At 69.8% G+C, this 21,807-nt stretch carries 19 protein-coding genes; 9 read left to right on the top strand and 10 right to left on the bottom strand.

The window, feature by feature from the left end; translation table 11 throughout:
- The first annotated feature begins 51 nt into the window (after positions 1–51).
- A complete protein-coding gene (locus tag JKJ07_RS28890) occupies positions 52–918 on the top strand; it encodes an oxidoreductase (RefSeq protein WP_236030050.1) in 867 nt (288 codons plus the stop codon).
- A 26-nt stretch (positions 919–944) separates the two neighbouring features.
- Here the strand turns inward: JKJ07_RS28890 and JKJ07_RS28885 are convergent, their stop codons facing one another.
- The 5 genes from JKJ07_RS28885 to JKJ07_RS28865 all read right to left on the bottom strand — a co-directional run bounded on the left by JKJ07_RS28885 (position 945) and on the right by JKJ07_RS28865 (position 6,009).
- Positions 945–1,262, bottom strand: a complete 318-nt coding sequence (locus tag JKJ07_RS28885) for a DUF3349 domain-containing protein (protein ID WP_202994953.1) — start codon at positions 1,260–1,262, stop codon at positions 945–947.
- Between the two features lie 9 nt (positions 1,263–1,271).
- Entirely contained in the window at positions 1,272–1,568 is a 297-nt protein-coding gene (locus tag JKJ07_RS28880) for a hypothetical protein (protein ID WP_202994952.1), read from the bottom strand.
- A 13-nt stretch (positions 1,569–1,581) separates the two neighbouring features.
- Positions 1,582–2,802, bottom strand: a complete 1,221-nt coding sequence (locus JKJ07_RS28875; protein WP_307834459.1) for an inorganic phosphate transporter — start codon at positions 2,800–2,802, stop codon at positions 1,582–1,584.
- Between the two features lie 229 nt (positions 2,803–3,031).
- Entirely contained in the window at positions 3,032–5,098 is a 2,067-nt protein-coding gene (locus JKJ07_RS28870) for a PQQ-dependent sugar dehydrogenase (RefSeq protein ID WP_236030049.1), read from the bottom strand.
- A gap of 2 nt (positions 5,099–5,100) precedes the next feature.
- On the bottom strand, positions 5,101–6,009 hold the full coding sequence (locus JKJ07_RS28865) for a sugar phosphate isomerase/epimerase family protein (RefSeq protein WP_202994949.1): 909 nt from the start codon (positions 6,007–6,009) through the stop codon (positions 5,101–5,103).
- A gap of 249 nt (positions 6,010–6,258) precedes the next feature.
- Between JKJ07_RS28865 and JKJ07_RS28860 the strand changes: the two genes are divergently transcribed.
- Positions 6,259–7,137 carry a phytanoyl-CoA dioxygenase family protein gene (locus tag JKJ07_RS28860; protein WP_202994948.1) on the top strand — a complete coding sequence of 293 codons (879 nt, stop codon included), beginning with the start codon at positions 6,259–6,261 and terminating at the stop codon, positions 7,135–7,137.
- A 73-nt stretch (positions 7,138–7,210) separates the two neighbouring features.
- Here the strand turns inward: JKJ07_RS28860 and JKJ07_RS28855 are convergent, their stop codons facing one another.
- Positions 7,211–8,515, bottom strand: coding sequence for an aspartate aminotransferase family protein (locus tag JKJ07_RS28855; protein WP_202995154.1), 1,305 nt, complete (start codon positions 8,513–8,515; stop codon positions 7,211–7,213).
- 1,258 nt (positions 8,516–9,773) lie between these two features.
- Positions 9,774–11,168, bottom strand: coding sequence for an aminotransferase-like domain-containing protein (locus tag JKJ07_RS28850; protein WP_236030047.1), 1,395 nt, complete (start codon positions 11,166–11,168; stop codon positions 9,774–9,776).
- Positions 11,169–11,326: 158 nt separating this feature from the next.
- Here JKJ07_RS28850 and JKJ07_RS28845 point away from each other — a divergent pair, with 158 nt between their 5' ends.
- Genes JKJ07_RS28845 through JKJ07_RS28815 form a run of 7 tightly spaced genes read left to right on the top strand, consistent with a single transcriptional unit; the run spans position 11,327 to position 18,112 of the window.
- Complete coding sequence (locus JKJ07_RS28845; protein WP_202994947.1) at positions 11,327–12,166, top strand: nitrilase-related carbon-nitrogen hydrolase; 840 nt, start codon at positions 11,327–11,329, stop codon at positions 12,164–12,166.
- Positions 12,163–13,563, top strand: a complete 1,401-nt coding sequence (gene hydA / locus JKJ07_RS28840; RefSeq protein WP_202994946.1) for a dihydropyrimidinase — start codon at positions 12,163–12,165, stop codon at positions 13,561–13,563. Before JKJ07_RS28845 ends, hydA begins: the two co-directional genes overlap by 4 nt.
- 14 nt (positions 13,564–13,577) lie before the next feature.
- Positions 13,578–14,573, top strand: a complete 996-nt coding sequence (locus JKJ07_RS28835) for a TIGR03842 family LLM class F420-dependent oxidoreductase (protein ID WP_202994945.1) — start codon at positions 13,578–13,580, stop codon at positions 14,571–14,573.
- A complete protein-coding gene (locus JKJ07_RS28830) occupies positions 14,570–15,412 on the top strand; it encodes an ABC transporter permease (RefSeq protein ID WP_202994944.1) in 843 nt (280 codons plus the stop codon). Before JKJ07_RS28835 ends, JKJ07_RS28830 begins: the two co-directional genes overlap by 4 nt.
- On the top strand, positions 15,409–16,188 hold the full coding sequence (locus JKJ07_RS28825; RefSeq protein WP_202994943.1) for an ABC transporter ATP-binding protein: 780 nt from the start codon (positions 15,409–15,411) through the stop codon (positions 16,186–16,188). Before JKJ07_RS28830 ends, JKJ07_RS28825 begins: the two co-directional genes overlap by 4 nt.
- Positions 16,185–16,949 carry an ABC transporter permease gene (locus JKJ07_RS28820; RefSeq protein WP_202994942.1) on the top strand — a complete coding sequence of 255 codons (765 nt, stop codon included), beginning with the start codon at positions 16,185–16,187 and terminating at the stop codon, positions 16,947–16,949. The genes JKJ07_RS28825 and JKJ07_RS28820 overlap by 4 nt, the downstream gene beginning before the upstream one ends.
- A 17-nt stretch (positions 16,950–16,966) precedes the next feature.
- Positions 16,967–18,112, top strand: a complete 1,146-nt coding sequence (locus JKJ07_RS28815; protein WP_202994941.1) for an ABC transporter substrate-binding protein — start codon at positions 16,967–16,969, stop codon at positions 18,110–18,112.
- A 19-nt stretch (positions 18,113–18,131) separates the two neighbouring features.
- Here JKJ07_RS28815 and JKJ07_RS28810 read toward each other — a convergent pair whose 3' ends face one another.
- The 3 genes from JKJ07_RS28810 to JKJ07_RS28800 are packed head-to-tail and all read right to left on the bottom strand — an operon-like array spanning position 18,132 to position 21,732.
- Complete coding sequence (locus JKJ07_RS28810; protein WP_236030046.1) at positions 18,132–18,920, bottom strand: hypothetical protein; 789 nt, start codon at positions 18,918–18,920, stop codon at positions 18,132–18,134.
- Between the two features lie 19 nt (positions 18,921–18,939).
- Positions 18,940–19,455: a hypothetical protein gene (locus JKJ07_RS28805; protein ID WP_202994940.1), complete on the bottom strand. Its 516-nt coding sequence runs from the start codon at positions 19,453–19,455 to the stop codon at positions 18,940–18,942.
- An 18-nt stretch (positions 19,456–19,473) separates the two neighbouring features.
- On the bottom strand, positions 19,474–21,732 hold the full coding sequence (locus JKJ07_RS28800; protein WP_202994939.1) for a putative bifunctional diguanylate cyclase/phosphodiesterase: 2,259 nt from the start codon (positions 21,730–21,732) through the stop codon (positions 19,474–19,476).
- Positions 21,733–21,807 lie beyond the last annotated feature (75 nt).

The raw sequence follows: 21,807 nt of genomic DNA, 5'->3' as shown, positions 1-21,807 counted from the left end.
TACGCCATGGCAGTGTTGACACGCTGTGTCAGCGAAGGCACCATGGGCCGCATGGGAGCTATCTATGTTGTCACCGGGGCCAACAGCGGGCTGGGATTCGCCACGGCCAAGGCGCTCACCGACCGCGGCGCCCACGTGATCATGGGCGTACGGGATGGGAACAAGGGCCGGGAAGCGCGGGCGCGGCTGACCGGCGGGAGCAGCGAGGTGCGGGTGGTCGATCTGGCCGATCTCGACTCGGTGCGCGCGTTCGCCGACGGGATCGAGCGGGTCGACGTGCTGATCAACAACGCGGGCGTGATGGGGTTGCCGCGCACGCTCAGCGCCCAGGGGTTCGAGATGCAGTTCGCGGTCAACCACCTGGCCCACTTCGCGCTGACCGGCCTGCTGCTCGACCGCATCGCCGACCGGGTCGTCACGGTCAGCTCGACCCTGCACAAGCAGGGCCGCCTGAACTTCGACGATCTGAACGCCGAGCACGGTTATCGGCACGGCACCGCCTACAACCAGTCGAAGCTGGCCAACGTCGTCTTCGGCCTGGAACTGCAGCGCCGGCTGGCCGAAACCGGCTCGTCCCTGCGCAGCGTGCTGGCCCACCCGGGTTACGCGGCGACCAGCCTGCAGGCCAAGACGCAGCCGGGCCTCTACCGCACAGCGCTGCTGCTCGGCAACCGGATTCTGGCCGCCTCGGCCGACGACGGCGCCCGGCCCACGGTGTTCGCCGCGACCGACGCCTCGGTGAGAGGCGGCCAGTTCATCGGCCCCGGCGGGCTGGGCGAGATGCGCGGCGCCCCGCGCGTCGTCAAGGCCACCCCCGCCGCCGCCGACCCGGCGACCGCGCGCCGCCTGTGGTCGGTCTCGGAGGAGATGACCGGGGTTCGTTACTTGTCGGCAACGCGAAGCGGCCAGGTCGAGTGACCTGGCCGCCGGAGGAGCGCGAAAACTTACTCGGTGGGCGGGTCGGCCAGCGGCCAGCCGCCCGCCGCGAGGTGGGCCGACACCCGGGCCACATCGGCCGGCGTGGCCTCCTGCAGCATCGAGTCGCTGATCATCTTTTCGATGTCCTCGCCGGTGATCGGGTCCTCGCTGCTCAGCGAGTGGTGGGCCAGGTCCGCGGCGATCTGACGAATCTCGTCCTCGGTGAGCTTGCGGCGCAGCACGCCGAGCAGGGCCACGTAGTCCTGGCGGGGCACCCCGGCCGGGTAGCCGGCACGCAGCCACCCGACCGTACGGGTCAGGAAGTTGGAGCGGTCGTCGGTCACTGCCGTCTCCTACTTGTCGACGATCGTCGGATAGATGTGCTCGAAGCTCAGCGCCTTGCCGAAGCCGCTGGCCACGATGAACGTGATGCCCAGCAGGACGCCGAGGATGACGACGGCGAAGAGCACGTAGCCGAGAACCTTGCCGGCCGGGTTGGGGGCGGCGTGGTCGACTTCGGCGTCGCCGCCCGCGCCCCAGGCCAGCGAGCGGATGCCGAGCGCGAAGATCGCGGGCAGGCCGGCCCCGAGGATCAGGCTGGCGGCCAGGACCTTCCAGGCGCCTTCGAGGGCGAATCCCAGGTTGTGCATGTCGTCTGCCCTCTCAGCTCGCCGTACCGGCGGGGACGCGCTCGGACGTCTTCTCGTCCCACTCGTCGTTGACGTTGTTGTGGTCGATCGGCGTCTTGCGCGAGTGCCAGTACATGTAGCCGGCCGCGGCCAGCAGCAGCACGAAGACGATGATCGCGCCGGCCAGGCCGCCGCCGAGCGCGTGGCCGATCCACCACATGATGGCGCCGACCACCGCGGCCGAGGGCAGCGTGATCAGCCAGGCCGCGACCATGCGGCCGGCCACCCGCCAGCGCACCTGGGCGCCGGGCTTGCCGACGCCGGAGCCGAGGATCGAGCCGGTCGCCACGTGCGTGGTGGACAGCGCGAACCCGAGGTGGCTGGAGGCCAGGATCACCGCGGCCGAGGCGGACTCGGCGGCCATGCCCTGCGGGGGTGCGATCTCGACCAGGCCCTTGCCCAGCGTACGGATGATCCGCCAGCCGCCGAGGTAGGTGCCGAGCGCGATCGCGAGGGCGCAGGCCGCCTTGACCCAGAACGGGATGTTCTTGGTGTCGGTCCAGTCGCCGGTGGCGATCAGCGCCAGCGTGATGACGCCCATCGTCTTCTGCGCATCGTTGGTGCCGTGCGCGAGCGAGACGAGCGAGGCGCTGCCGATCTGGCCCCAGCGGAAGCCGTTGTCGGTGAAGCGGGCCGCGACGCCGACGGTCACCTTGTAGATGATCCAGGTGCCGACCGCGGCGACCAGGCCCGCGATCACGGGGGACATCAGCGCGGGCAGGATCACCTTGCCGATGACGCCGTCGAGCTTGGAGCCGTCGCCGTTCCAGTTGACGCCGGCCCAGCCCAGGCCGGCGATGGTGGCGCCGACCAGGCCGCCGAAGAGCGCGTGCGACGAGCTCGAGGGCAGACCGAGCAGCCACGTCAGGAGGTTCCAGACGATGCCGCCGATCAGGCCGCACAGGACGATGAGTAGCAACGCTGTGCCACCGTCGGATGTCAGGGAATCCTTGGGTGTGCCGTCCGAGTTCTGGATGCGGACGACCGCGTTGCTGACGGTCAGGGCGACCTCGACGGAGAGGAACGCGCCGATCAGGTTGAGGATGCCGGAGAGGGCCACGGCCACCTTCGGCCGCAGTGCTCCAGTGGCGATGGACGTGGCCATCGCATTCGCCGTGTCGTGGAACCCGTTGGTGAAATCAAAGCCGAGGGCAGTGATGACAACCAGGGCCAGAATGACCGTTGTCTCTGTCACTCCGTCAGCGTCGCCCCGGTAACGCCAGCCTGAAAAGGGGCTGAGACCACGTAGATAGTTTTCGCCGCTGGTTCGCCGTCGAAACATCCGACGTTTGCCTGATAGTCAACTTTCGACATGTTTCGCCGAAGCTCAAACCCTGCGCAAGCGACCGATGTGCCAACTGTGCCCGAACTTTACACAATTGAAGGCCGGGCCCCGTGGACCCGGCCTTCAGCTGTTACCCAGGTTAATTAGACGGTTGTAGAACAACGGTGTCGCGGCCGGTCTGCGGCGGGACGCCGGTGTCCGTGTACGAGGCCACGAACACGCCCGTCAGGTTGTCGGCCCCGGCGTGCCCGGGGTCGAGGAACGTGACGATCGAGCCGGTGCAGCCGGACGCCGTGCTGAGCGGGTGCCCGTGCTGGTCGTGCCCGAGGATGTAGGTCACGGTGACCCGGGCGCAGTCGACCGGGGCGTCGTCGGTCACGCGCACCTCGAAGTTGACCGTGTCACCGAAGGCGAACGGCTGGCCCTCCTGCGGCGTGACGAACTCGACGACCGGGGCGGCCGTGCCGACCGGCAGGATCACCTCGGCCGAGGCGGACCGGCCGGTGCTGTCGGTGACCTTCAGCGTCGGGCGGTAGTCGCCGTTCGCGGTGAACGTGAAGGTCGGGTTGGGCGCGGTGGAGTCGACCTTGTTGTCGTTGTCGAGATACCACGCGTACTTCAGCGCGTCGCCGTCCGGGTCGGTGGTGCCGGCGCTGGAGAACTGGACCGTCAGCGGCGCCTGGCCCGAGGTCGGGGTGGCCGACACCTTCGGGATGGGCGTGCGGTTGCCGCGTACGTAGTCGAAGCGGGCGAGCTGGGCGTCCGGGTTCTCGTTGAAGTAGCCGTCGCCGTACTCGAGGACGTAGAGCGCGCCGTCGGGGCCGAACTCGAGGTCCATCGGGTTGTCGAAGACCAGCTCCGGGAGCACCGGCTCGATCTTCGTCACCTGGTTGCGGCGGTCGAGCGTGAACGCCTTGACGTAGTCGCGGGTCCACTCGGCGAACAGCGGCTTGCCGTCGAACGCCTCGGGCCACTTGATCTGCGAGCGCGACCGCTTGTCGTAGTCGTAGGCCGGGCCGCCCATCGGGCCGATGCCGCCAGTGCCCAGCTCCGGGAACTGCGCGCTGGCGCCGTAGCCGTAGATGACCTCGGGCTTCTCGACCGGCGGGAGGTTCTTCAGGCCGGTGTTGTTGGGCGACTCGTTGACCGGCTTGGCGCAGTTGAACGGCGCGCCGCTGGTGCCGGTGGCGAAGTCGTAGTCCACGTACGGCTGGTCCGGGGCCACGCAGTACGGCCAGCCGTAGTTGGCGGGCTTGTCGATGGCCACCCAGCGGCCCTGGCCGGCCGGGCCGCGCGCCGGGTTCGCGGTCTGCGCGTCGGGCGAGTAGTCGCCGACGTAGACCACGTCCGTACGGGGGTCGACGGTGAACCGGAACGGGTTGCGCAGGCCCATGGCGTAGATCTCGGGCCGGGTCTTGGGGGTGCCCGGCTTGAACAGGTTGCCCTTGGGGATCGAGTACTTCCCGCTGCTGTTCACCTTGATGCGCAGGACCTTGCCGCGCAGGTCGTTGGTGTTGGCCGCGGTGCGCTGCGCGTCGAAGACCGGGTTGCGGTTCGCGCGCTCGTCGATCGGGGCGTAGCCGTCGGAGAAGAACGGGTTGCTGTCGTCACCGGTCGACAGGTACAGGTTGCCCTTGCTGTCGAAGTCGATCTTGCCGCCGACGTGGCAGCACTGACCGCGGTCGGTGTTGACCTGCATGATCTTCTGCTCGGTCTTCAGGTTGAGGGTGCTGCCCTGCAGCTTGTAGCGCGAGAGCTGCATGTGCCCCTTGAACGGGGCGAAGTCGGCCGCCGTGCCCTCGGCCGGCGCGTCGCCCTCGTTGACCTGCGGGGTGTTCGGGTCGTCGGCCGGCGTGTTCAGCGGCGGCGAGTAGTAGACGTAGACCCACTTGTTGCGCTCGAAGTCGTCGTCGACCGCGATGCCCTGCACACCCTCCTCGTCGTGCAGGTAGACCGGGATCGTCGCGGCCAGCACGTTGCGGCCGGTGGCGGGCTCGTGGATGCGGACCTCGCCGCCGCGGGCCGTGTGCAGCACCCGCCGGTCGGGCAGCACGGCGATCGCGATGGGCTCGCCCGGGAAGTCGTTGAGGGTGACCTTCTGGAAGTCCGAGGACGGCGGCAGAGGCTGACTGGGGCCGGCGACGGCCGCGGCCGGCAGCATCAGGGAGGCGATGCCGGCAACGCTGAGCAGACCAAGGCGGCGCATCATCAGAATCGCAGCCCGTCCAGGTAGTCGAAACCGCGCTCGGCGGTCACGAGGGCGTCGGCGGGGGTGCGCGGTGGCGATCCCGCGTCGTCGCGTTCCACGATGTACTCGATGAGCCCGGCCTCCTTGGCGTTCTTGAAGATGCGGCCGAAGTCGATCAGGCCGTCACCCGGGTCGGCGAAGCTGGCGTTGATGTCGAGGTCCTTGACGTGCACCTGCTTGATGCGGCCGCGGTTCTCCTCGATCAGGTCCACCGGGTCGTGCGCGCCGCGGAAGGCCCAGAACAGGTCGACCTCGAAGTGCACGTAACGCTCGTCGGTCTCGTTGAACAGGATGTCCATGCCGGTGAGCTTGGTGCCGGTCTGCCGGAAGAACTCGGCGTGGTGGTTGTGGTAGCCGAACGACAGCCCGGCCCGCTTGGCCAGCTTGCCGGCCTTGTTGAGGTCGGCCGCGAAGGCGCGGTAGACGGCGGCGTCCCGGATCGGGCCGTTGGCGCCCTGGCCGAAGAACGGGTGGACGATGAACTTGTTGCCGACGACGTTCGCGTCCTGGAGGGCCTTCTCCCAGGTCGTGGCGTCGAACGGCTGCGGGATGCCGACGTGGCCCGAGGTGGCGCGCAGGCCGGCGGCGTCGAGGGCGGCCCGGAACTGGGCGGCGGTGCGGCCGACGAAGCCGGCGTGCTCGACCCGCTTGTAGCCGATCTCGGCGAGCTCCGCGAGGCTCGCCTCCAGGTCGATGCTCAGCTGGTTGCGCAGGGTGTAGAGCTGCACGCTGATCTGGTCACGAGGAACCCGCCGGTTCGACGAGTGGGAACCGCCCGCCTGCGCGGCGCCCGGGACTGCGAGGGTGGCCGCGGCGCCGGCCGCGGCCGCGGCGCCGAGTAGTTGACGACGATTCAATGACTGCGGCATTGCGGTCTCCTTTGAACGACATCGCTCGATACATTACGCAGGTGTTTCGTTCGGAGGGAACCTAAGTTTCTTCAGATCCAGCAAAAGTTTCCCGCAACCGGGCAAAACCTTTCGATCACTCTGCGTATCCATGAGCGTCGCTGCTTCGAAGTGTTTCGACCGCTGCAACGCGGACCCCGCCGAGCCGCGTCTTAGTCATCAAGCGCGCCGAGTTCCCAGGGAACAAAACTCAACAGGGGGACCGGAAGAATGCAAGAAACGGGATTCGAGGCCATCACCGAGGAGCAACGAAATCAATTCCTGACCGACGGGGTGCTGCTGGTCCGCAAGGCGCTCGACGAGGAGCGCCGGGCCCGGCTCGAGGCCGCGGTCGACCGCGTGTACGCGCGGGAGCGCGAGGCCGGCCGGCTCAAGCCCGACGGCACCCTGCACATGCTCGGCTTCCTGCCGCGCGACGAGGAGTTCGGCGAGCTGCTGACCCTGCCCACCACCTTCCCGTACGTGTGGGGGCTGGCCGGCTGGAACATCTACACCCACCACAACCACTTGGACGTGACACCGCCGCAACCATTCGAAGAGGAGCCGGCGTGGGGCTGGCACCAGGACGGATACCGGCAGAACAGCGACCCTGAGACGCTCGGCGGCGGGCAGCCCCGGCCGATGCTGTCGCTCAAGGTGGCGTACGTGCTCTCGGACCTGTCGCGCACCGGGCGGGGTGCGACCAAGGTGATCCCGGGCAGCCACCTGAACAACACACTGGACCGGCCCGCGGGCGGCGGGGACCCGCGCGGCACCATGGAGATCACGGCCGACCCGGGCGACTGCTTCATCTTCGACCGGCGGCTCTGGCACTCGCGGTCGCCCAACCGCAGCACGGTCACCCGCAAGATCCTCTTCATCGGGTACACGTACCGCTGGGTCCGGCCGCTCGACGACATGCCGATCGACAAGGAATCCGAATGGTGGCGTAATCGCACCCCGGTGCAGCGGCAATTGCTCGGCGAGGCCCCGCACACGGCGAATCACTGGGGTGTCGGATGGGACGGCTACATCGACGAGAAGATTCCCCTGCGGCACGAATTGTCGTCGCGCGGACTGCTCGACCGATCGGTCCCCTGGCTGCGCTGACCACTACGGTGGGTGATCACCGTTGGCCCCTCCCTGCCCCCGGGAAGGGGCCAACGGGTCCCGCATGCCGAGATCAGGCGATCCGGGCCTCGGCGTCCACCCGGGCCAACGCATCGGTCAAAATCGACAAACCGTCGCGCGCCTCGGCCTCGGTGAGGGTCAGCGGCGGGCCCATCCGCAACACGTTGCCGTAGAGGCCGCCCTTGCCGACGAGCAGCCCGCCGGCCCGGCACTCGTCGAAGACGCGCACCGTGGCCGCCGGGTCGGGCTCGCGGGTGCCCGGGCGCACGATCTCGATGCCGATCATGAGACCCTTGCCGCGCACCTCCCCCACGAGCGGAAGGTCGAGCCCGCGCAGGCCGTCGAGCAGGATCGACCCCGTACGGGCAGCATTGCCCTGCAAATCGTGATCGAGCACGAAGTCGAGCACGGCGATGCCCGCCGACATCGACAGCGGGTTGCCGCCGAACGTGGAGAAGCTGATCGCCGGCACCGCGTTCATCACGGCCTCGCGCCCCACGACCCCGCCCAGCGCGAAGCCGTTGCCGATCCCCTTGGCGAAGGTGATCAGGTCGGGCGTGACGCCGTGCGCCTGATAACCCCAGAAATGCTCCCCCGTACGCCCCCAGCCGGTCTGCACCTCGTCCGCGATCAGCAGAATCCCGTGCTCCCCCAAGACCTTCTGGTACGCCCCCAGCAGCCCGTCCGGCCCCGCCACGAACCCGCCGACCCCCTGAATCGGCTCGGCGATCATGGCCGCCACGTCGCCCGCGGTCACCGTGGCCAGCACCTCGCGCAGATCGTCGACCGCCGCGTCGAGGATGTCGCCGTCGGCCAGCCCCGCCATCCGCCCGCGCAGCCGATCGCCCGAGGCCAGCCACGAGACGTTGAGCGGGCTGAGCGAACTCGACGACCAACTACGATGCCCGGTGACCGCCATCGTCGCGAACGTCCGCCCGTGATAGCTGTTCTTGATCGCGAGAATCTGGTTGGACCGGCGCACGTTCGCGGCCATCAGCAGGGCGGTCTCGTTGGCCTCACTGCCCGAATTGGTGAAGAAGACCCGCGCGTCCGGGATGCCGGAGACCCGCGCGATCCGCTCGGCCAACTCGACCTGCTGCCGGATCAGATACAACGTCGACGAGTGCACCACGCCGGTCGCCAACTGCTTCTGCACGGCCGCGTTGATCTCGGGAATGTCGTACCCGATCATGTTGGTCAGCACGCCACCGAAGAAGTCCAGATAGGTGCGGCCGTCAGCGCCGGTCACATGCCGGCCCGCCCCACCGACGATCTCGAGGGCGTCGTCGCCGTAGTAGACCGGCATCCAGTGAGGCATTACCGCCCGGTGGCGGGCCAGCAGGTCATCGCTCATGATCGCTCCTCGTGCAGCAGTTGAAGATCAAGCTCGGATTCCGGAGCTGTATGTCGTCGCTCCCGCGGAAAAGGCAGAAGCAGATGTCCTAGCGGGGTGGTGGGCTGTCGCTCCCACAAATTCAAAGGCCGATGTCCTCGCGGGGTGGTGGGCTGTCGCTCCCATGAATTCAAAGGCTGACGTCCTCGCGGGGTGGTGGGCGGTCGCTCCCATGAATTCAAAGGCTGACGTCCTCGCGGGGTGGTGGGTACGGACCGTCGCTCCCGCGGGGACCCGCGCGGGCTTCGCTGGCCGCTGGCGCGTCCAGAACGCGAAACCCACCCGGGCGACGTGAGTGAGTGGTTGCGCCCGAACACCCGAAAAGCAGCGATGGTCGCGCCCGCGACTGCTGGGTGGCTTGCGGCAAGACTGAGTGATCGCCCCACCCCGCACAACCGCCGCCCACCAACCCCGCACAACCGTCGTCCCGCCCGCCGACCAACCGCCGCCCCGCGCCACCAGCCAACCGCCGTCCCGCGCCACCAGCCAACCGCCGTCGCGCCCCGCCAGCCAACCGCCGCCCCGCGCCACCAACCAACCGCCGCCCCGCGCCACCAACCAACCGCCGCCCCGCGCCACCAACCAACCGCCGCCCCGCGCCACCAACCAACCGCCGCCCTGCCCCGCCAGCCAACCAGCCCGCTCGCGGTTTTTGTCGCATATGCCGGTTGTTCGCCCGCGCCACGGACCGCCCCCACCCCTGCTCTTGGGAGGGGACGAGTAGAGCAGCCGGGTGTGACAGTTTTGCGGGGTTGTCCACAGGGACCAGCGGTCGTCCAGTGCCAAGTTGAGTTCGGGGACGTTGACAGCGGGGTCGCGGGCCAGGGCAGGGTCGCGGGTGGGGGCACGGTCGCAGGCGAGGGCCGGGGCGGGGTTACAGGCGCGGGCCCGCGTGGGACTACAGGCGCGGACGGGGACGGGATCGCGGGCCCGGGTGAGACTGCAGGCGCGGACCGAGACGGAATCGCGGGCCCACGCGGGATCACAGACGCAGATTGAGACGCAATCGCAGGAGCGGGCCCGTGCCAGAGTGCAGGCCCGGGCAGCACCGCAGGCGTGGACCGAGACGCGATCGCAGACCCACGCGAGATCACAAACGCAGACCGAGACGCAATCGCAGGCGCCGGGCCGTGAGGGAGTGCAGGCCCGGGCAGGACCGCGGGCGCGGGCGGCTGGTCGGCAGGACTTGTGAGTGGCGCCTCGGGGGGCCGGTGGTGGGGAGTCATCGCCAGCCTCGTGGGTGTGGGCGGGCTCGGGGGCCGCTGCCGCGGCTGTCAAGCAGGGCGGCGGTGGCCAGCACGTCGGCCAGTTCGGCCGGGCGGGACGCGACCAGTCCGGCCGTCACGCGCACATGATCGTTGGCCAGGGGGGTCACGCAGAACGGGGTGCCCGGGGAGACAGCGATGCCGTGGGCGGCCAGGGCGACCATGGCAATCTGCTGGTCGTCGACGGTCATCCACAGGTTGATGCCGTCGGCGGCGGTGGCGGTGACGCCGCGGGTGCGGAGTTCCGACAGCAGCGTCGCGCGTCTGGTGGCGTACGCGGAACGGGCTTTTGCCACTTGGGCGATGGCGGCGGGGTCGGTCAGCAGGTCGAGCAGCACGCCCTGCAGCAGGCGGCTGGACCAGCCGGGGCCGAGCAGCCGCCGGTCGGCGAGCGGGCCGATCACCCGGGCCGGGCCGCCGACGGCTGCCAGGCGCAGGTCGGGGCCGTGGCTTTTCGAGAAGCTGGCCACGTGGACCGTCCGGGCCGGCAGGAAGGAGCCGAGGCTGACCGGCGCGGCCGTGGCGATGTCGCCGACGTGATCGTCCTCGACCACCAGCACATCGGGGAACCCGGCGAGGACGGTCGCCAGTTCGGACGCGCGCGCCGAAGGCATGCTGACGCCGGTCGGGTTATGAGCGCGCGGCTGCAGGAAGACGGCCACGGCAGGGTAGGAAACCAGCACCTCGTGCAACTGGTCGGGTCGCATCCCGTACGCGTCCATCGGCACCCCGACCACGGTGGCGCCGACGGTTTGCAGCAGGTCGAGCAGCGGCGGGAACGCGGGGTTCTCGACGATGACGTGGTCGCCGAAGCGGACGACCGAAGCGATCACGCGGTCGAGGGCGTCGAGGGCGCCGTCCACCACGGTCAGCTGCTCGGGCGGGAAAGGCCACCGTGAAAGCAGCACCGACTCCAGCTCCGGCAGCACCGGCGCGTCGAGATAGCTCGAGGTCAGCCGGCCGTCGCCGATTCGCTTGAGCGCGTCGGTCAGGTCGGGCAGCAGATCATGATCGGGTACGCCGGTCGACAGGTCCCGTGACACCGGCGCGGCCTGACCGCCCAGCTGGGTGTAACGCCAGCGCTGGCGGGGCAGCACCGGGGCCGCGACGAAGGTGCCCGAGCGGCCCCGGGTCTGGATCGCGCCGGCCCGGGTGAGGCTGCGCCAGGCCTCGCTGACCGTGGTCGGGCTGACGCCGAGCTCGCGCGCCACGTCGCGGACCGTCGGCAGCCGGGTGCCCGCGGTCAGCTGCCCGGCGGTGACCAGGCGGCTCACGGCCGCGGCGATTCCCCGCGCGCTGCGATCGTCGACAGCGCCCGTGATCAGCGCGAGCAAATTACCTCTCCGAAACATTTGGTTACGTTCAAGCAATTGTCCGCCTGAATGTGTGTCGTTAGTGTCCTACGGCATCCGAAGGCCACACGCAAGGGCTAGCGCAGCATGTATGACGGGGAGTAGACACACGATCACAGGCGCTTCCACCGCGCCGCCGCACGATGAAAGGGGCAGTCATGAGCGACATCGTTCGCGCCGCCCTCGTCCAGACAACGTGGACGGGCGATAAAGAATCGATGATCAAGGCGCACGAGGACTACGCCCGGGATGCCGCCGCGCAGGGCGCGAAGGTGATCTGCTTCCAGGAGCTTTTCTACGGCCCGTATTTCTGCCAGGTGCAGGAGGCGGAGTTCTACGAGTACGCCGAGTCGATCCCCGGCCCGACCACCGAGCGCTTCCAGGCACTGGCGGCCGAGCTCGGCATGGTGATGGTCCTGCCCATGTACGAGAAGGAGCAGGAGGGCGTCCTCTACAACACCGCCGCCGTGGTCGACGCCGACGGCTCGTACCTCGGCAAGTACCGCAAGCACCATATCCCGCAGGTGAAGGGCTTCTGGGAGAAGTTCTACTTCCGCCCCGGCAACCTGGGCTACCCGGTGTTCGACACCGCGGTCGGCAAGGTCGGTGTCTACATCTGCTACGACCGGCACTTCCCCGAGGGCTGGCGCGAGCTGGGCCTGGGCGGCGCGCAGATCGTCTTCAACCCGTCGGCCACCAGCCGCGGCCTGAGCAGCTATCTGTGGCAGCTCGAGCAGCCGGCCAGCGCGGTCGCCAACGAGTATTTCGTGGGCGCGATCAACCGGGTCGGCACCGAGCCGCTGGGCGACAACGACTTCTACGGGCAGAGCTACTTCGCCGACCCCGAGGGCAAGTTCGTCGGCGAGGTCGGCGACACCCACAACCCCGAACTGATCGTACGGGATCTGGACCTGGGCCTGATCAAAACGGTGCGCGAGCGCTGGCAGTTCTACCGCGACCGCCGGCCCGAGAGCTACACCCGGACGGTGGAGCTGTGAGCACGCTGATCAAGGGCGGCACGGTCATCGGCCCCACTGGCCCATACCCGGCGGACGTGCTCGTCGACGGCGAGACGATCGCGGCGATCTTCGCGCCGGGCCGGGCGCCGGACGGCCCCGACGTGATCGACGCGACCGGGAAATACGTGATCCCGGGGGCGATCGACGCGCACACCCACATGCAGATGCCGTTCGGCGGCACCGAGGCCAGCGACACGTTCGACACCGGCACCCGGGCCGCGGCGATCGGCGGCACGACCACGATCATCGACTTCGCCATCCAGCGGTACGGCGAGGTGGTGCAGGACGGGCTGGCCGCGTGGCACGCCAAGACGGCCGATCAGTGCCACATCGACTACGGCTTCCACATGATCGTGGGCGGGGTCGACGACGACTCGCTCAAGGCCATGGACCAGCTCGTGGCGAGCGAGGGCATCACCAGCTTCAAGCTGTTCATGGCGTACCCGGGCGTCTTCTACTCCGACGACGGGCAGATCCTGCGCGCGATGCAGAAGGCGCGCGACAACGGCGCCCTGATCATGATGCACGCGGAGAACGGCCCGGCCATCGACGTGCTGGTCAAGCAGGCCCTCGAGCGCGGCGAGACCGACCCGGTGTTTCACGGCCTGACCCGCCCGCAGGAGCTGGAGGCCGAGGCCACGAGCCGGGCGATCTGGCTGGCCAGTGTGGCCGCCGACTGCCCGCTCTACATCGTGCACCTGAGCGCCTCGAAGGCCCTGGAGCAGGTCAAGGCCGCCCGCGACCTGGGCCGCAACGTGTTCGCCGAGACCTGCCCGCAATACCTCTATCTGACGCTGGAGGACCAGCTCGGCGCGCCCGGCTTCGACGGGGCCAAGTGGGTCTGCTCCACTCCCCTGCGCAGCAAGCACGAGAGCCACCGGGCCGACCTGTGGCAGGGCCTGCGCACCAACGACCTCTCCGTGGTCTCGACCGACCACTGCCCGTTCTGCATGAAGGACCAGAAGGAGATGGGGATCGGCGACTTCTCCAAGATCCCGAACGGGATCGGCAGCGTCGAGCACCGCGTCGACCTGCTTTATCAGGGTGTCGTCGACGGCAAGCTGTCGCTGGCCCGCTGGGTCGAGACGATCGCGACCACGCCGGCCCGGATGTTCGGCATGTATCCGCGCAAGGGCATCATCGCGCCCGGCTCGGACGCCGACATCGTGCTCTACGACCCCAACGGCCGCACCCGGATCAGCGTCGAGACCCACCACATGAACATGGACTACTCGGCCTGGGAGGGCTGGGAGATCGACGGCAAGGTCGACACGGTCCTGTCCCGCGGCGAGGTCATCGCGTCCGGCGGCGAATACACCGGGCGGGCCGGCCGGGGCAAATACGTCCCGCGCGGCCTCTCCGACTATCTGGTCTGAGCGAGGAGCAACGCATGGACATCGGTGTGGTGCTTCAGAACAACCCACCCGCCCGTACGGTGGTCGAGCTGGCCAAGCTGGCGGAACAGAAGGGGTTCAGCCACGTCTGGACCTTCGACTCGCACGTGCTCTGGCAGGAGCCGTTCGTCATCTACTCGAAGATCCTCGACGAGACCGAACGGGTGATCGTCGGGCCGATGGTGACCAACCCCGGCACCCGGGACTGGACCGTCCTGGCCTCGATGTTCGCCACCCTCAACGAGATGTACGGCAACCGGACCATCTGCGGCATCGGCCGGGGCGACTCGGCGCTGCGGGTGCTCGGCGCGCAGCCGCAGACCCTGGGCCAGCTGCGCGAGTCGATCGGGGTGATCCGCGGGCTGGCCAACGGCGAGAAGGTCGAGCTGCGGGGCACCGAGCAGCAGCTCGCGTGGGCGCCCGACAGCAGGCTGGAAGTGTGGGTGGCGGCGTACGGGCCGAAGGCTCTGGCTCTGACCGGGGAGGTCGGCGACGGATACATCCTGCAGCTGGCCGACCCCGACATCGCCGCGTGGATGATCGCGGCGGTGCGGCGCGCGGCCGAACGGGCGGGCCGGGACCCGATGGCCATCAAGTTCTGTGTGGCCGCCCCGGCGTACGTGGGAACCGATCTCGACCATCAGCGGGAGCAGACGCGCTGGTTCGGCGGGATGGTCGGCAATCACGTGGCCGACATCGTGGCCCGCTACGGCGGCGACGGCACCGTGCCGCAGGTGCTGACCGACTACATCAAGGGCCGGCAGGGCTACGACTACGCCGAGCACGGGCGCGCCGGCAACACGCACACGTCGTTCGTGCCGGACGAGGTGGTCGACCGGTTCTGCATCCTGGGGCCGGTCGAGAACCACCTCAAGCGGCTCGAGGAGCTCAAGGCCCTGGGCGTCGACCAGTTCGCGGTCTATCTGCAGCACGACGCCAAGGAAGAGACACTGCAGGCGTACGGCGAGAGCATCATCCCGGCCCTTTCATGAAGAAGACCCTGTACGCCCTCGCCGGCATCACGATCTTCGTCGTGCTCTGGGAGGGCTACAAGCTCGTCGGCAACCCGGAGGGCACGGTGCTCTTCGGCGTACGGGTGCTGCCGCGCGCGGACGACCTGTCGATGCCGCACCTGTGGACGGTGCTCGAGCGGCTGGGCCGTCCCGAGCTGACGGGCGGCCGGCCGGTCTGGATCGTCATCGTCCAGGCCTGCCTGTTCACGCTGGGCATCACGGCCGCCGGGTTCGTCATCGGCGCGCTCGTGGGGCTGCTGCTGGCGGTGGCGATGCAGCGATTCCGGATCGTCGAGCGCGGGCTGCTGCCGTACGTGATCCTCAGCCAGACGGTACCGCTGGTCGCGCTGGCCCCGCTGGTGGCCGGGTGGGGCGGCACGATCATGCCGTCCTGGGCGACGGTCTCGGTGATCGCCGCCTATCTGGCCTTCTTCCCGGTCGCCGTGGGCATGCTGCGCGGGTTGCAGTCGCCCGCGGCGAGCGGGGTCGAGCTGATGCGCAGCTACGCCGCGGGCTGGTGGCGCACGCTGGTCAAGCTGCGCTTCCCGGCGTCGCTGCCCTATCTCTTCCCGGCGCTGCGGCTGGCCGGGGCGGCGGCGGTGGTCGGCGCGGTGGTCGGCGAGATCTCCACCGGCACGCGGGGCGGCATCGGCCGGCTCATCATCGAATACTCCCGCGAGGCCACCTCGGACCCGGCCAAGGTCTACACCGCGATGCTCGGGGCGGCCCTGCTCGGCCTGGTCGTCGCCGGTCTGGTCAGCCTGCTGGAACTGCCGCTCATGAGACACCGGAGGCACGTGGAGGTGGTCACGCTATGAGCGCCGTGCTCGTTTCGTCCTTGACCAAGATCTTCAACCAGGGGCGTACGGACGAGGTTGTCGCCCTGTCCGATGTTGATCTTGAAATTAAGAGCGGCGAGTTCGTGTCGCTGATCGGGCCGTCCGGATGCGGCAAGAGCACGCTGCTGCGGCTGATCGCCGACCTGATCGCGCCCAGCACCGGCACGGTCACGGTGGCCGGCAAGAGCGCGGACGCGGCGCGCCGGGAACAGGCGTACGGGATCGCCTTTCAGCAGGCCGGGCTGTTCGAGTGGCGGACCGTGCTGAAGAACGTGGAACTGCCGCTCGAACTGCGCGGGCTGTCGAAGGCCGAGCGCAAGGCCAAGGCGTCGGAGATGCTGGAGCTGGTCGGGCTGGCCGAGTTCGCCGGGCACTATCCGGCCCAGCTCTCCGGCGGCATGCAGCAGCGCGTGGCGATCGCCCGGGCCCTGGCCGTGCGGCCGCCGCTGCTGCTGATGGACGAGCCGTTCGGCGCGCTCGACGAGATGACCCGCGAGCGGCTGCAGTCCGAGCTGCTCGGTATCTGCGCCCAGACCGGCACCAGCACCGTCTTCGTCACCCACTCGATCTCGGAGGCGGTGTTCCTCTCCGACCGGGTCGTGGTGATGTCGGCGCGACCGGGCCGGATCACCGCGTCGATCCCGGTCACGCTGGACAGCCGCGACGAGGCGGCCCGGCAGTCGCCGCACTACTTCGAGTGCGTCACCGCGGTGCGGCAGGCGCTGCGCGGCACCCCCTTGACGAGCGCCTCATGAAGTGGGCCCGCGCGGTGCTGCCACCGGTCGTGGTCGGCATCGTCGCGATCGTGCTGTGGGAGGTCGTCGTCACTGCCGGGCGGATCGCGCCGTTCATCCTCCCGGCGCCGTCGGCCATCTGGGAGCAGCTGGTCGAGCAGCGCCAGAACGTCTGGGAGGCCGCCCTGGCCAGCGGCACCAACGCGCTGATCGGGCTGATCGGCGGGGCGGTCGCCGGGGTGCTGGCGGCGATGGCCTCGAGCCGGTTCCGCCCGCTGGCCGAGGTGTCGCTGCCGTTCGCGGCCGTGCTCAACGCGCTGCCGATCATCGCGCTGGCCCCGGTGCTCAACAACATGTTCGAGTCGACCAGCAGCCTGCCGCGCCGGCTGGTGGCCGGGATCATCGTGTTCTTCCCGGTCTTCATCAACACGCTGCGCGGCCTGCGCGAGGTCGACCCCATCCACCAAGAGCTCATGCATACGTACGCGGCCAGTGGCTGGACCTTCGCGGTCAAGGTGCGCCTGCCCGGGTCGCTCCCCCACGTCTTCACCGGCCTGCGGCAGGCGTCGTCGCTGGCCGTGATCGCCGCGGTGGTCGCCGAGTATTTCGGTGGCCTGCAGAACGGCCTCGGCTCGCGCATCACGTCGGCCGCCGCGTTCACCGCCTACCCCCGCGCCTGGGCCTTCGTGGTCGGCGCCTGCCTGCTGGGCCTCGTCTTCTACCTCACCACCCTGCTCCTGGAACGCCTGGCCATGCCCTGGCGTACCCGTTTAATCGCCTGAACCCTGGGAGGCACCACTTGCGCAAACTCCGGATATTCACCGCTATAGCTGCCACCTCCGCCCTGTTGATCGGCGGCTGCGGCACGGCCGACCAAGATTCGACCACGCCCGCCCCCGGCGGCAGCGGCGGCGCCCTGGCGCCCGTCAAGCTGCAGCTGCAGTGGTTCTTCCAAGCCCAGTTCGCCGGTTACATCGCCGCCGTCGATCAGGGCTTCTACAAGGAGCAGGGCCTCGACGTTCAGCTGCTCGAGGGCGGCGTCGACATCGTCCCGCAGACCGTCCTCGCGCAGGGCAAGGCCGACTACGCCGTGGCCTGGGTGCCCAAGGCGCTGGCCTCCCGCGAGCAGGGCGCCGGCATCACCGACGTCGGCCAGATCTTCGGCCGCTCCGGCACCTATCAGGTGGCCTGGAAGGACAGCGGCATCACCAAGGCGGCCGACCTCAAGGGCAAGAAGGTCGGCAACTGGGGCTTCGGCAACGAGTTCGAGCTGTTCGCCGGCATGACCAAGGCCGGGCTCGACCCGGGCAAGGACGTCACGCTCGTGCAGCAGCAGTTCGACATGCAGGCGCTGCTCAAGAAGGAGATCGACGCCGCCCAGGCGATGAGCTACAACGAGTACGCCCAGCTGCTCGAGGCCAAGAACCCGGCCACCGGCAAGCTCTACACGGCCGACGACTTCTCGATCATCGACTGGAAGACCGAGGGCTCCTCGATGCTCCAGGACGCGGTCTGGGCCAACACCGAGAAGCTCAGCGACCCGGCGTACCAGCAGCAGACCGTCAAGTTCCTGACCGGCACGATCAAGGGCTGGGCGTTCTGCCGCGACAACGCCGAGAAGTGCCGCGACCTTGTGGTGGCCAAGGGCTCCAAGCTCGGCAAGAGCCACCAGCTGTGGCAGACCAACGAGACCAACAAGCTGATCTGGCCCGCGCCCGGCGGCATCGGCGTGATCGACGAGGCGGCCTGGAAGCAGACCGTCGACATCTCGATGACCACCAAGAACCAGACCGGCGACACCGTGCTGACCAAGTCGCCGGAGGGCCTGGCCTTCACCAACGACTACATCAACCAGGCCATCACCGCGGCCAAGGCGGCCGGCGTCGACGTCAACGGCACGGCCTTCCAGCCCACCGAGGTCACCCTGACCGAGGGCGGCGCGTAAAGGCCCCGGCCGCGCGGATTCACAGGGGGACCATCCGCGCGGCCAGGGCCACCGCCATGAGATCACCGGCCCGCAGCTTGCCCGCTGCACCGAACGCGCCCAGGCTCTCCAGCCGTTGCGCGGTCGTCTCGAGCAGGTCGGCGTCGCCGCCCAGCAGCCGCTTGGCCACCCGGGCCTGGGTCGGGGTCAGCTCGGCGTAGGCGCACTGGTCGAGCGCCTTGATCGTGGCCTGATCGAGGGTGCCGGCCATCGCCTTCTCCGACACGACAGTCAGCAGCCAGTCCGGCCACCAGGCGTACTTGCCGACGGCCAGGCCGGACTGCACCGCGACCTCGGGACTCTGCCCGGCCTTGATCAGGCGCAGGGCCAGCCCCATGTCGAACCGTTCGAGCCGCAGCGCCTCGACGAAGGCCTTGAGGATCGGCGCCGTGCCGACGAACCGCTCGGCCTCGGCCGCGCCCTCGGCGAACCGGCCGCGCAGCACATGACAGAGCGCGTACGACTCGGCGATGCCCGAGTCGTCGGCGGCGCGCTGGTCGAGGCGCTCGACTGTCGCCTCCAGCCGCTCGATCGCCCGGCCCGCCCGGTCGGAGAGCTCGCTGCTGACCGGCCGGTTCAGGTGCCGCACGACCACGTCGGCGGCCAGCTCGGCCTCGCGCCGCAGCAGCCGCGACGAGATCTTGGGGATGATCTCGTCACTCAGGTGCTCGGTCACCGAGGCGTCGTCGAAGCGGTCCGAGACGGTGAGGAACTTCTCCCACCAGGAGGCCGGGTGTCCGGCCCGGGCATTCATCACACCGGTGCTCATGATCGCTCCGACCCTTCCGTCAATCGTTTCCCGTCGGCCCCCACGGCAGTTCCTCCGGCGAGGCGGCCTCGATCGGGGCGTCCGAATGCCGCGGCGGCGGCCGGTCGGCCACCGTGTGCCAGGCGCCCGACTTGCGGGCCGCGGGCCGGGTGACCATGTGCACCGGCAGCGGCGGCGGTGTGAACGGGCCGGCGCCCCAGCGCACCCAGATCGCGAGGCGCCCGGCCGCGGCCTCGGCGAGCAGCTTGTCGACCGTACGGGGCCGGTCGAGCCGGTCGATCTCGATGGCGATCGGCTGGCCGTCCGGGCGGGCGCAGGCCACGTCGAGCACCGAGTGCCCGCGCAGCGGCGGCGGGAGCGGAAACACGCTCGGCGCCCGGCGATAGACCCGCCAGCCCTGCTCCTCGGCCCAGCCCGCGATCGCGTCGATCAGCCGCGCGGTCACCTGGTCGTTGCTCAGCTCGGCGAAGTGCACCGCCGTCAGCGCGTCGCCCAGCGACTGCGCCGTCCGGGTGCCGTCGTCCGCGGTCTCCATCGCCAAACCCTATGCCCCTCATCGGGCACCGCCGGCCGTGACCAGCTCCCGGTTGCGGGCGAACAGCTCGGTCATCCGCTCGGGTGGCATCGGCCGGGCCAGGTGATAGCCCTGACCCAGGGTGTAGCCGAGGCGCCGCAGCCGGTCGGCCTGCTCCTGGCACTCGATGCCCTCGGCCACGGTGTCGAGGCCGAGCGCGCCCGCGAGCTGCACGACGGCGTGGGCCACCGCCTGCCGGGCCTCGGCGGCCGGGCTGCCCGGCTCGTCGAGCTCGATGCCGTCCACGAACGACTTGTCCAGCTTGATGATCGAGGCGGGGAACGACCGCAGCAGGCTCAGCGAGGACTCTCCCGTCCCGAAGTCGTCGAGGGCCAGCCGTACGCCCATGGCGTGCAGCTCGTGCAGGGTGCGCGAGACCTGCTTGCCGCGCAGCATCGTCGACTCGGTCAGCTCGAGCACGAGCCGGTCGGCGGGCAGGCCGGTCTCGGCCAGGATCGCCCGCACGTCGTCGACGAAGTCGGGGTCGTGCAGCTGGCGCACCGACACGTTGGGCGCGATCTTCTGCATCGCGTCCGGCCCGAACTCGGCCAGCCAGGTCACCGCCTGCCGGCAGGCCTCGCGCAGCACGAAGCGGCCCAGCGGCACGATCAGGCCCGTCGCCTCGGCGGCCGGGATGAACTCGCTCGGCGGCACCAGGCCCCGGGCCGGGTGGTCCCAGCGGATCAGCGACTCGACCCCGATCACCCGGCCCGAGTCGAGCGCGACGATGGGCTGGTAGAACAGGCGGAACTCGCCGTCGTCGAGGGCCCGCCGCAGCTCGCCGCCGAGCCGGGCGTGCGCGAGCACGGGCTGTTCCATGCCGTCGTGGTAGCGCACCCGGTTCGCCTTGCCGCGCTGCTTGGCCGCGTACATGGCGATGTCGGCGTGCCGCAGCAGCTCGTCCAGCTCGACACCCGGCGCGGCACCGGCGATGCCGACGCTGCAGTGGGTGAGCAGGCGGTGCGGGCCGATCGGCTCGGCCAGCGCCTCGAGCACCCGGTCGGCCACGGTCTCGCCGGCGGTGGACAGCAGGATCGCGAACTCGTCGCCGCCGAGCCGGGCCACCAGCCCGTCCGGGCCGGCCGCGGCGCGCAGCGCCCCGGCCACCGAGATCAGCAGCTCGTCGCCGACGTCGTGGCCGAGCGAGTCGTTCACGGTCTTGAAGTCGTCCAGGTCGACCAGGAGCACGGTGGCGTCCCCGGCCGCGATCGCCTCGGCCAGCCGCTGCCGGAACAGGCCGCGGTTGGCCAGGCCGGTGAGGCCGTCGTGGGTCACCTCGTGGCGCAGCCGCTCCTCGCTGAGGCGCTTCTCGCTCATCAGCCGGCGGTTCTCCCGGCTGGCCATGAGCTGGCGCACCGCGATCAGCGCGGTGAGCACGACGACGGCGACGATGACGATCCGGTCGGGCCACGACATGTCGCCGCGGAGCACGCCGAGCATGGCCAGGTCGATGGCGAGGACGGAGAGGTAGGGCAGCCACACGTTGGCCCGGCGCGGGTGGGAGCCGGCTGAGGTCCACTGGCGCAGGGCGGCGCCGGAGGCCAGCACGAACGCCACGGGCATGACCACGGCCTGGGCCAGCAGGGCGCCCTCGTCGCCGTAGAAGGCGAGCATGGCCACGACGGCCGCGACGACGGCGGCCCCGGCGATCAGGCGCAGCGACACCCGGTCGACCGGGCCGCCGCGGATGTAGGAGACCTTGGCCACCGCGCCCAGGCCGAGCAGGAACGTCATGCCGATCAGCACGAGCGCCTGGTCGCTGTAGTTGTGCTGGGTGGTGATCAGCGGGGCCAGCCCGTAGCTCCACATCAGCGCGCCCCCGCCGACCAGGGCGATCGAGCGGTCGATGAGCTGCTTGCGGCGTTCCGGCTGGCCGATGATGCCCAGCGGCACCCGGCCCACGGCCCACATGGCGGCGAGCAGGCCGAAACCGGCCGGCACGACGGTGCCCGGCCCGATGGTGGGCAGCTCGGAACGGTCGGCGAAGGCGCGGACGGCCAGCCAGGCGTACCCGGCGGTGAAGGTGGCCAGGGAGAGCAGCAGCAGGCGCCAGAACCGGCGGGCACCGGCCTCCAGCCGGCCGTGGCGCAGCAGCGCGACGACCGAGCCGACACCGGCCACCCCGCCGATCGGCATGAACAGGTACGCCACGGCGTCCGGCCCGATGCGGGTCAGGAACCACAGCGCGCCGGCCAGGGTGACGGCGGTGGCGGCGAGCAGATGTGCGTACTGCTTCATGGCCACCCCGGATGAATCGGCAGCCGCGGGCGGCTGAGGAGAACTATTCACCGATCTCCGTTCGGCTGTTCGCGT

The sequence above is a fragment of the Paractinoplanes lichenicola genome (genome assembly GCF_016785085.1).
GTDB classification, from domain to species: Bacteria; Actinomycetota; Actinomycetes; order Mycobacteriales; family Micromonosporaceae; genus Actinoplanes; species Actinoplanes lichenicola.
The sequence above is the reverse complement of the archived record's forward strand: the minus strand, read 5'-3'. Positions and strand labels throughout refer to the sequence as shown.